The sequence below is a fragment of the Paenarthrobacter aurescens genome, assembly GCF_041549525.1.
Lineage (GTDB): Bacteria > Actinomycetota > Actinomycetes > Actinomycetales > Micrococcaceae > Arthrobacter > Arthrobacter aurescens.
In genome coordinates this window covers 2,943,750-2,954,456 of record NZ_CP157456.1, presented here as the reverse complement: position 1 = coordinate 2,954,456, position 10,707 = coordinate 2,943,750, and the positions used below count along the sequence as shown (strand labels likewise).

Here is a 10,707-nt window from a genome sequence, read left to right as displayed (position 1 = left end):
AGGGAGCATGATGCTGGAGCACGCTGCTGGAAAAAATCTTTACGACCTCTGGGCGCCGAATGCCGATTCAGTCCGGTTGCTGGCAGGGGGTCACGAGTACTCCATGGAGAAACATCACGACGGCGCCGCAGCCGGATGGTGGCGGGCGCCGGCTGATGTGGGAGGGAATTCAGGGGACGACGTTCGCTACGGTTACGTCGTGGACGGAGAAGGGCCGTTTCCCGATCCGCGCTCACGGAGGCAGCCGGACGGAGTTCACCAGCTCTCCGCCACCTTCGATCCCTCCGCACATCAGTGGAAGGACAGCGACTGGAAAGGGCGGAGCCTCAAAGGCTCGGTCATTTACGAGCTTCACCTGGGCACCTTTACCCCGGAGGGCACGTTGGATGCTGCCGCCGAAAAGCTGGACTACTTGGTAGACCTTGGCGTCGACTTCGTAGAGTTGCTCCCGGTCAACGGCTTCAACGGAGTTCACAACTGGGGTTATGACGGCGTTCTCTGGTACGCGGTGCACGAGCCCTACGGCGGCCCGGCGGCCTATCAACGCTTTGTGGACGCGGCGCATGCTGCGGGCTTGGGCGTCATCCAGGACGTTGTGTACAACCACCTCGGGCCAAGCGGAAACTACCTGCCCAAGTTCGGTCCTTACCTGAAATCGGGGGAGGGCAACACGTGGGGGGATTCGGTAAATCTTGACGGCCCCGGCTCGGACGAGGTCCGCCGCTACATCCTCGAAAACGCAGCGATGTGGCTCCGGGACTATCACGTGGACGGACTCCGGCTCGACGCTGTGCATGCCTTGCGCGACGAGCGCGCCGTCCACATCCTCGAGGAGTTCGGGGCGCTGGGAGACGAGGTGGAAGCGGAAACAGGGATACCCAGGACACTGATTGCGGAATCGGATCTGAACAACCCGCGGCTCATCTACCCGCGCCAGGACAACGGCTACGGGTTGGAGGGCCAATGGAGCGACGACTTTCACCACGCCGTGCACGTCAACCTCAGTGGGGAGACCACCGGCTACTACGCCGACTTTGACTCGCTCGCAGTGCTGGCAAAGGTACTGGAGCATGGCTTCCTGCACGATGGCAGCTACTCCAGCTTCCGGGGACGGCATCACGGACGGCCTATCCGGCATGATCTGGCACACCCCTCCGCATTGGTCGTCTGCCTTCAGAACCATGATCAGATTGGAAACAGGGCCACAGGCGATCGCCTCACAGCCTCGTTGTCCTACGGCAAGCTGGCCATCGGTGCCGTCCTGACCATGACATCCCCCTTCACGCCCATGCTGTTCATGGGGGAGGAATTCGCCGCATCCACGCCCTGGCAGTTCTTCACCTCCCACCCTGAACCCGAGCTTGGCAAAGCCACGGCCGAAGGGCGGATCAAGGAATTCGAACGGATGGGATGGGACCCTGCTGTTGTTCCTGATCCCCAGGACCCCGGGACCTTCCAACGTTCAAAGCTCAACTGGGGCGAGGCAGGCACGGGGGAACACGAACGTTTGCTGCAGCTGTACAGGGATTTGGCACAACTGCGCCGTAACAATCCCGAGTTGGTGGACGGCGGCTTCGGGGGAACCTCCGTCGAATTCGACGACGACGAACACTGGCTGCAGTTTTCCCGCGGCAACGTCCGGGTGGTCTGCAACTTCGGGGACGAAGCACTCGACACTCCCGTAAGTGGCGACGTTTTGCTGGCCACTGACGATAAAGCAGTTCTGGAAGAGGGGACGTTGACGCTCCCGGGCGCCAGCGCCGCCGTCGTACGCATCCAGTAAGTCGCAGGAAACCAGGTGACGGCGCCCACATAGCGGACGGCGCCGTCACCGCGGTTTCCGCAGTGGCAGGATGGTACGTATGACTTATTCGGCTGCGGAAAACCGCTACGAAACCATGCCCTACCGCCGCGTTGGACGCAGTGGACTCAAGCTCCCCGCCATCTCGCTGGGCCTGTGGCACAACTTCGGCGATGACAAACGATTCGACGAACAGCGCGCCATCCTCCGCCGGGCCTTCGATCTTGGTGTCAACCACTTCGACCTCGCCAACAACTACGGACCGCCGGATGGCTCGGCGGAGACCAACTTCGGCCGTCACCTCAAGGATGACTTCAAGCCCTACCGTGATGAACTGGTCATCTCCACCAAAGCCGGCTACTACATGTGGCCGGGCCCCTACGGCGAGTGGGGATCCCGCAAATACCTGATTTCCAGCCTCGATCAGTCCCTGGAACGCATGGGCCTGGACTACGTGGACATCTTCTACAGCCACCGCCCCGATCCTGAGACGCCCTTGGAAGAGACCATGGGGGCCCTGGACTACGCCGTCCGGTCCGGCAAGGCACTGTACGCAGGTATCTCCTCTTACACGCCTGAACAGACGCTCGAGGCCGCCCGGATCCTGAAGGACCTCGGCACCCCTCTGCTCATCCACCAGCCCAGCTACTCCATGCTGAACCGCTGGACGGAAAACGGCTCACCCAACCTGTACGAGGCACTGGACCAGGTGGGTGCCGGTTCCATCGCCTTCTCGCCGCTGGCGCAAGGCATGCTCACCAACCGTTACCTCAACGGTGTGCCGGCCGACTCCCGTGCAGCCAAGGAGAGGTTCCTCTCCGGGTCCGCACTGACGGAAGACAAATTGGACCGTGTGCGGGGATTGAACGCCATCGCCGAGGGACGTGGACAGAGCCTGGCCCAAATGGCCATTGCGTGGATCCTTCGCGATCAGCCCAAGGGCTCGCCTGTGACCTCTGCCTTGATTGGTGCTTCCAGCGTGGCCCAGCTTGAGGACACACTCAGCGCCATCAACAACCTGAAGTTCACTACGGAAGAACTGACCGCCATTGATGAGTTCGCCGTTGAGTCGGACATCAATTTGTGGGCGCAGGAGTAGCCTCGAAGGACTGACATAAATGAAGGAAGCCGGTTGGGAACAAAACCGGCTTCCTCTGTGTTGGCTAGAATGAAAGTGTGCGCCGAATGGCGCCGTGCCATTCAGTCGTGCCCTGGTCTCTGTCAGGGAGGCGCCTGGCACCTGAGGTTATTTCTCAAAAAGGAGTTTCGTGTCTTCACATCCGATTCGTGTTGCCATTGTCGGCGTAGGTAACTGCGCCGCATCGCTGGTCCAAGGTGTTCAGTACTATCGCGACGCTGACCCCAAGGCCACGATCCCGGGTCTGATGCACGTCGAGTTCGGCCAGTACCACGTCAATGACGTTCAGTTCGTTGCTGCCTTCGACGTCGACAGCAAGAAGGTTGGGCTTGACCTCGCCGATGCCATCGGCGCCAGCGAAAACAACACCATCAAGATCGCCGACGTTCCCGCAACCGGTGTGACCGTCCAGCGCGGCCACACCCTTGATGGACTGGGCAAGTACTACCGCGAAACCATCGTCGAGGCCCCGGACGAAGCAGTTGACATCGTCGCTGCTCTTCGCGAAGCCAAGGCCGACGTCATGGTCTGCTACCTGCCTGTCGGTTCGGAACAGGCCGCCAAGTTCTACGCGCAGTGCGCCATCGACGCCGGTGTAGCATTCGTCAACGCCCTGCCCGTCTTCATTGCCGGCACCAAAGAGTGGGCTGACAAGTTCACCGAAGCCGGCGTCCCGATTGTTGGCGATGACATCAAGAGCCAGATCGGTGCCACCATCACGCACCGCGTCATGGCCAAATTGTTCGAAGACCGCGGTGTCACCCTGGACCGCACGTACCAGCTGAACGTTGGCGGCAACATGGACTTCAAGAACATGCTCGAGCGCGATCGCCTTGAATCCAAGAAGATCTCCAAGACCCAGGCTGTCACGTCCAACGTCGAGGCAGAACTGCACGCTGACGACGTCCACATTGGACCGTCCGATTACGTTGCTTGGCTCGATGACCGCAAGTGGGCCTTCGTCCGTCTCGAAGGCCGTAACTTCGGTGATGCCCCCGTTTCCCTCGAATACAAGCTCGAAGTGTGGGATTCGCCGAACTCTGCCGGTGTGATCATCGACGCCATCCGTGCCGCGAAGATCGGCCTGGACCGCGGAATCGGCGGCCCGCTGCTCTCCGCTTCCAGCTACTTCATGAAGTCGCCGCCGGAGCAGTTCAACGACGACCTCGCCCGCGACAATGTTGAAGCCTTCATCCGCGGCGACATCGAGCGCTAAAGACTTTCGTTTCACCCGAACGCCCCCGCATTTCGAATACGGGGGCGTTCGTCGTTTCCCGGACGCTCTATCAGTTCCCCCGGGTTTATTCCGGACGCTCTATCAGTTCCCCCGGGTTTATTCCGGACGCTCTATCAGTTCCCCTGGGCTTCTTCCCGACGCTCTATCCGTTCCCTCGGGCTTCTTCCGGACGCTCTATCCCTCTCCTCAAGAGAGGGAGTGAGCGTTGGTGGGGAAGGGCTGGGAAGTGAGAGAGGGACAGGTTGAAGGGTTAGGGATGTGAGAGAGGATCAGAAGAGGCCGGTGGGGTTGCCGTCAGCGTCCACATCCATGCGCATGGCGGCCGGTTCCTTGGGGAGGCCGGGCATGGTCATCACCGCACCGGTCAGGGCAACGATGAACCCGGCACCGGTTTTGGGAATCAGCTCGCGGACGTGCACCCGGAACCCTTTGGGCGCACCTAGCCTGGAGGCGTCGTCCGTGAAGGAGTATTGGGTTTTGGCCATGCAGACGGGCAGATCCGACCAGCCGTTCTTTTCGATCTCGGCCAGACGCTTCAGTGCCGGGACTGAGAATTCCACGCCGTCGGCCCCGTAGATCTCCTGCACGATGGTTTGGATCTTCTCCTCAACACTGAGTTCCAGCGGGTACAGGTGATGGAACCCGGCAGGTGCATCCAGCTTCGCTGCCACCTTGGCTGCGAGTTCATCGCCGCCGTCCCCTCCTCCTCCGCGCCCCCACACATCGGCGACGGCCGCTTGCACGCCTTCTGCGGCACACCAGGCAAGGAGCCACTGAAGTTCCTCGGGAGCATCCGTTGCAAACTTATTGATGGACACCACAGGGGAGATTCCGAACTTAGCGATGTTGCCGACGTGCCTTTTCAGGTTCTCGACGCCGGCGGCCACGGCCTCGACGTTTGGCTCGCTGAGGTTCTCCTTGGCAACACCGCCCTGCATCTTCAGGGCCCGTATGGTTGCGACCACCACGACGGCGGATGGGGCGACGTCCGCGATGCGCGCCTTGATGTCCATGTACTTTTCGGCACCGAGGTCCGCGCCGAAACCGGCTTCGGTGACCACGATGTCTGCAAGCTGCATGGCGGTACGTGTGGCGATCAGCGAGTTGCACCCGTGGGCTATGTTGGCGAAGGGGCCGCCATGGACCAAAGCGGGGGTCCCTGCGATGGTTTGGACGAGGTTGGGTTTGATGGCGTCCTTGAGCAGCATGGTCAGCGCACCCTCCACCCCAAGGTCTGAGACAGTGACTGGCGTGCGATCGTAGGTGTACCCGAAGGTGATGCGTCCCAGCCGGTTCCGAAGATCGTCAAGGTCGGTGGCGAGGCAGAAGACCGCCATGATTTCGGAGGCAACAGTGATGTCGAAGCCGTCTTGCCGGGGCACTCCCTGCATAGGGCCGCCGAGTCCTATGACGACTTCCCTCAGTGCGCGGTCGTTCATGTCCAGCACGCGCTTGAACGTCATGCGGCGTGGATCGACGCCGAGTTGGTTGCCTTGGTAAATGTGGTTGTCCACCAGGGCCATGAGGGCGTTGTTTGCCGAGGTGATGGCGTGGAAATCACCTGTGAAGTGCAGGTTGATATCGTCCATGGGCAGCACTTGGGAATATCCGCCGCCGGTGGCCCCGCCTTTCATCCCAAGGATGGGGCCCAGGGACGGCTCCCGCAGGGCGATCATCACATTGTGGCCGGCGCGGGCCAGGGAATCGGCGAGCCCCACGGTGGTAGTTGATTTGCCTTCTCCGGCGGGTGTGGGGGACATGGCGGAGACGAGCACCACTTTGCCGGGGGTCTTCCCCTGGGTTTGGACGAGCTTGGCCGTATTGATCTTGGCCTTGTAGGGCCCGTAAAGTTCCAAGGCTTCCACGGCGATTCCGGCCCGCTGGGCGATTGCTTCGATGGGAAGCATGGTGGCACGGTGGGCAATTTCCAGATCACTCAGGACCTTGTTTTCAGACATCATTGTCCTTTGGCTCTGCCCGCAGCGGGGATGCTGCTGCTGGGATTCGTAGGCTGTGCGGCACAATCTATCAGCCCCGGAGCGGATGCAGGCGAAGGCGGCGGATGCAGGCGAAGGCGGCGGATACCGGCGAAGGCTCAGCGCCGGGGAAGAAGCAGCCCTCCAACAGCCTCTCGGTAGCTCTCCAGGGTGATGGCGGCAGTACGTTGCCATCCAAAGGCCTCAGCGTGGGTGGCAGCCAGCCTGCCCATGTCCTCCCGGGTTTGGACGTCGTCGTATAGATCTTCCAGGGCGTCTGCCCAGTCGGTGGGATCGTGTCCGTCCACCAGCATGCCCGTCCGCCCGTCCGAGATCGCGCGGGACAGGCCCCCCACGTTTGTGGCCACCACGGGTGTACCGCACGCCTGTGCTTCCAACGCCACCAAGCCAAAGGACTCGCTGAAGGAGGGCATCACCACCACGTCTGCTGAACGGAACCAGCTAGCCAGCTCCGGTGCCACAACGGGCGGCCGGTGGGTCACGACGTCGGACAGTCCGGCGTCTTCAATGATGTGCTGGAGGTTGAAGTCTTTTGCCCCGCTGAGGGATCCCAGGATGGTCATCTCCAAATCGATGTCCGGCCTGCGTTTGCGGAGGATCCCGGCAGCCCTGACGAACACCTGGGGCCCTTTGAGCCGCTGAATCCTGCCGGCAAAGAGAATGTGGAAACTGTCCGGCCTGACGCCGCGCAAGGAACGGGACTTTCGCCGGAATGAGGGCGTGAACACTTTGAGGTCCACTCCTGGCGGCGCGACGTCGATCCTGTCCAGGTCCGCCCCGTAATGGGAGACCAGTTCCTCCGCCTCGGCAGGAGTATTGGCAACCAGCCGTGACGCGCCGTCAACAATCCGTTGTTCACCGTCTTCCCGACGCCGCGGCTCAGGCCGTTCGCCGGACTCAAGGACAAGGTTTTTGACCTTGGCCATGGTGTGCATGGTGTGGATCAACGGGACACCCCAAAGTTCTGACAACTCGAGCCCTGCCACGCCGGAAACCCAGTAATGCGAGTGGATGGCGTCGTAGCGGCCGTGGAGCTGTTGGTGGCGGATCTTGTCGATCTCTTCCACCATGTGGTGCAGCAGCGCCGGCAGTTCTTCCTTGGGCACTTTGCGGCGGGGCCCTGCCATCACGTTGTGGACGCAGACGCCCGGCCCGGGATGCTCGACGGCGGGCTGTCCGGCTTTGGTGGAACGCGTAAAAATCTCCACTTCCACACCGGACTCCGCAAGTGCCATGGCCAAGGCGCGGACATAGACGTTCATTCCGCCGGCATCTCCCGCGCCGGGCTGCTCCATGGGGGAGGTGTGGAGCGACAGAAACGCCACACGACGGATCAATGGCATCCGGGTCCTCCTCACGATCACAGCAAATCAACTTTGCACTGCAGAAAACATTACTCCTGCCGTTGAATCCCAAGCCGGGCAAGCTCCGCTATGTGGACAAGGCTGCTAGCGTGGCCGCTGTGAGCCAAGAACAATCCTTTGACATCCGTAAAGCAACGCCGGAGGACTGGCCCGGGATATGGTCCATCCTGCAGCCGGTGATCCGCGAGGGCGAGACCTTTACCTGGGATCGCGACACCAGCGAGGAAACGGCCAGGTCCAAGTGGATCAAGGACGCTCCGGGCCAGACCTTCGTGGCGGTGGCCCGGGACACCGGCGAAGTCCTGGGAACGGGTGAGTTCCACGCCAACCAGGCCGGTGGCGGAAGCCATGTTGCCAACGCCGGATACATGGTGGGGGCCAACAACTCAGGCCAAGGCATTGCCCGGGCCCTGTGCGCCTACTCCCTGAGTGAAGCCAAGGCCGCGGGGTTCCGTTCCATGCAGTACAACGCCGTGGTGGAGAGCAACGTCCGTGCGGTGTGGTTATGGCAGTCCATGGGCTTCAGGATTCTGGCTACGGTTCCTGAAGCTTTCAACCATCCGGAAATCGGCTACGTGGGCCTGCACGTGATGTACCGGAAGCTCTAGCCCAACAGTCTTAGCCCCACAGTTGGGTTAATTCAGGAAAAGCGGCCTCGTACCCCTCCAACAGTTCCTCGCCCAAAGGCCGTGACCCCACAAGAGGGTGTGCGGCAAAGGCTTGGACAGCGGCTTCGCGCCCGCCGGAAACCACAGCGCGGATGGTCAGGCGCTCCACCTCCTTGATGTGCTGCATCAGAGTGAGGAACTGCCCGCCGGGCCGGTCCTGCGCGAGCGGCAACGCGCCGTCGGTTGTTACCTCGCAGGGAACCTCGACGACGGCGTCCGCGGGCAGCCCGGGTACCGCCACCTGGGCGGCGGGCCCGGCAGGGGACACGGGGGAGTTGGGCACGTTGAGGATGAGTTGGGCGGTGCCGCCGCCGGAGAGAGCACGCATGGCTGAAAGCGCCACACGTTCGTAGCCGCCCCCTGCGAGATCGGTCTCGTCCCGTTGCTCCCCATGAGTCCTTGCCTCCGCCAGGTAGCCTTCCTCGCGGGAGCGCCGGGCGGAATCCCAGAGCCGGTAGGGGTGGGAGGCTTGCAGCAGCGAGGGATAGAGCGACTGTTGCTGCCCATGGATGGACGCGCCGCGCGTTTCGCGTTGCTCTCCGATGGCCTTGGTGGCCTGCGGAGTTTGGTAGTAGTAATACAGATATTCGTTGGGCAGGCACCCAAGCTGAAGCAGGGTGTGCTGACCGAACAAACGGCCTTCCTCCATGGACTCCAGAGCCCCGTGATCGGACAGAAGGGCGGGCAGGAGATCCCGCCCGGCAGGGGCCAACCGGTAAAGCCAGCCAAGGTGGTTCAACCCGTAGTAGCCCACGCCGTCGAGCATTCCTTCGGTAAGGGGTGCCCCGGCAGCGCGGGCAGCACGCTGGACCAGGCCCCCGGCGGAATCGCAAATGCCGATCACCCGTTTACCCAGGACCGGTACCAGAGCCTCCGTGACCATGCCGGCCGGATTTGTGAAGTTGATCAACCAGGCCTCAGGGCAACGCTCCCGCATGGCCTCAGCGAGTTCCAGCATCCGTGGGATGGAGCGGAGCGCATAGGAGATGCCGCCGGCTCCGGTGGTCTCCTGGCCCAGCAAGCCCAGGCTCAAGGGAACCTGCTCATCAGCGATTCTCCCCGCAGTACCCCCGGGCCGGATCGCTGCAAACACCATGTCCGTCCCGGTGAGTGCCTCCCTAAGATCCGTGGAAACCATGACTGTGGGCCCAGAAGCGTCGGCGGGCATATCGCCAAGCACAGCCTCAATGGCAGCGAGCCGCACTTCATCGACGTCGTAGAGAACGAGCTCATCCACCAAACCCGCAAAAGGCCCCTCGCACAAGGCCCTGTACACGAGGGGAACCCGGAATCCGCCGCCACCGGCGATCATGAGCCGCATGCTCAGAGTCTATGCAGCCCAGTACGTGCAGCGTAGTCTGCCGTGCATGGACGGTATTCCCCAGCGACGATACGATCCCCTGGCTGCAGTGAGGTCGGACGGGAACCACCAGTGCGACCTCCTCCTGACCGGAACGGTTTTCCAGGACATCATTTTCACCGGACTGCCGCACGCCCCGGAGCCCGGCACGGAGGTGTGGAGCGAAGGCATGGGCAGCTGCCCTGGCGGCGTAGCCAACCAGGCCATTGCCGCCGCACGGCTGGGCCTGCGAACAAACCTCGCAGCAACGTTCGGCGATGACGGTTACGGGGATTACAACTGGCAGATCCTGGAGAGCCAGGAACACGTTGACCTCTCGCTTTCCCAACGCGTTCCCGGTTGGCACTCACCGGTGACGGTGTCCATGTGCGTGAACCAGGACCGTTCCATGGTCACTCACGGACACCCGGCCCCCATCAGTTCCTCGGAACTGATCGGGAAACCACCCAAGGCGCTCGCCGCCGTCGCCGATCTGGGTGAGGAACTCGAACCGTGGATGCTCGCAGCTAAGGATGCAGGCACCAAACTCTTCGGCGTGGTGGGCTGGGACCCTACGGGGGAGTGGTCCCAGCGGCGCCTGGATCAGCTGGCCAACTTCTACGCTTTCCTGCCCAACGCTCCTGAAGCGATGGCGTTCACCGGCAAAGCCGATCCATGGGCAGCCCTGTATTCGCTGGCTGACCGCGTCCCCGTGGCCGTGGTGACCCTTGGGCCTCAAGGCGCGGTGGCAGTGGACTCCGAAACCGGGGAAGAGGAATGGGTGCCGTCACTGCCTGTATCAGCAGCCGATCCCACCGGGGCCGGGGACTGCTTTGGGGCGGCGTTCATTGTGGGTTCCCTGGCAGGGTGGAGGTTGGGGGACCGGCTCCGGTTCGCCAACCTTTGCGCTTCCCTGGCGGTCCAGGAAGTGGGTGGCTCCTTGGCTGCACCAGGGTGGGGAGACATTGCCGACTGGTGGCAGAGGGCGAATGCACGGAAGGAACGCCAGTCCAGCCAATGGTTGCGGCGGTTCGCTTTCCTGGAACCAATTGTGAAGGACATCCCGGCGGAGGCCCAGCGACGAGCACGGGCCACCATCGCGCATCTGTCCGATGCCCAGTAGCACCGCAGTTAACCCCAGTTCACTGGCAGCACTAGAATCT

The 10,707-nt window shown here is 62.3% G+C and carries 8 protein-coding genes; 5 read left to right on the top strand and 3 right to left on the bottom strand.

All coding sequences use genetic code 11. The features are described 5' to 3' along the window. Nucleotides 1–10 precede the first annotated feature (10 nt). The 3 genes from treZ (at nt 11) to ABI796_RS13635 (ending at nt 4,155) form a co-directional block, all read left to right on the top strand. Nucleotides 11–1,783 (top strand): malto-oligosyltrehalose trehalohydrolase, encoded by a 1,773-nt coding sequence (gene treZ, locus ABI796_RS13645; protein ID WP_141281890.1) that lies wholly within the window; start codon nt 11–13, stop codon nt 1,781–1,783. A 79-nt stretch (nt 1,784–1,862) separates the two neighbouring features. Next, a complete protein-coding gene (gene mgrA, locus ABI796_RS13640; RefSeq protein ID WP_141281585.1) occupies nt 1,863–2,900 on the top strand; it encodes an L-glyceraldehyde 3-phosphate reductase in 1,038 nt (345 codons plus the stop codon). A gap of 169 nt (nt 2,901–3,069) precedes the next feature. Continuing rightward, nucleotides 3,070–4,155 (top strand): inositol-3-phosphate synthase, encoded by a 1,086-nt coding sequence (locus ABI796_RS13635; protein WP_141281583.1) that lies wholly within the window; start codon nt 3,070–3,072, stop codon nt 4,153–4,155. 290 nt (nt 4,156–4,445) lie between these two features. Here the strand turns inward: ABI796_RS13635 and ABI796_RS13630 are convergent, their stop codons facing one another. Both ABI796_RS13630 and mshA read right to left on the bottom strand, forming a co-directional pair. After that, entirely contained in the window at nt 4,446–6,134 is a 1,689-nt protein-coding gene (locus ABI796_RS13630) for a formate--tetrahydrofolate ligase (RefSeq protein ID WP_141281888.1), read from the bottom strand. A gap of 137 nt (nt 6,135–6,271) precedes the next feature. Then, nucleotides 6,272–7,516: a D-inositol-3-phosphate glycosyltransferase gene (gene mshA / locus ABI796_RS13625; protein WP_141281581.1), complete on the bottom strand. Its 1,245-nt coding sequence runs from the start codon at nt 7,514–7,516 to the stop codon at nt 6,272–6,274. A gap of 110 nt (nt 7,517–7,626) precedes the next feature. On the opposite strand from mshA, the gene ABI796_RS13620 reads away from it, so the two are divergent. Then, complete coding sequence (locus ABI796_RS13620) at nt 7,627–8,145, top strand: GNAT family N-acetyltransferase (protein ID WP_141281886.1); 519 nt, start codon at nt 7,627–7,629, stop codon at nt 8,143–8,145. A 10-nt stretch (nt 8,146–8,155) separates the two neighbouring features. On the opposite strand, the gene ABI796_RS13615 is transcribed toward ABI796_RS13620, so the two are convergent. Continuing rightward, nucleotides 8,156–9,526, bottom strand: coding sequence for a 6-phospho-beta-glucosidase (locus tag ABI796_RS13615; RefSeq protein ID WP_141281579.1), 1,371 nt, complete (start codon nt 9,524–9,526; stop codon nt 8,156–8,158). A gap of 46 nt (nt 9,527–9,572) precedes the next feature. Here ABI796_RS13615 and ABI796_RS13610 point away from each other — a divergent pair, with 46 nt between their 5' ends. Continuing rightward, on the top strand, nt 9,573–10,667 hold the full coding sequence (locus ABI796_RS13610) for a carbohydrate kinase family protein (RefSeq protein WP_246095680.1): 1,095 nt from the start codon (nt 9,573–9,575) through the stop codon (nt 10,665–10,667). Nucleotides 10,668–10,707 lie beyond the last annotated feature (40 nt).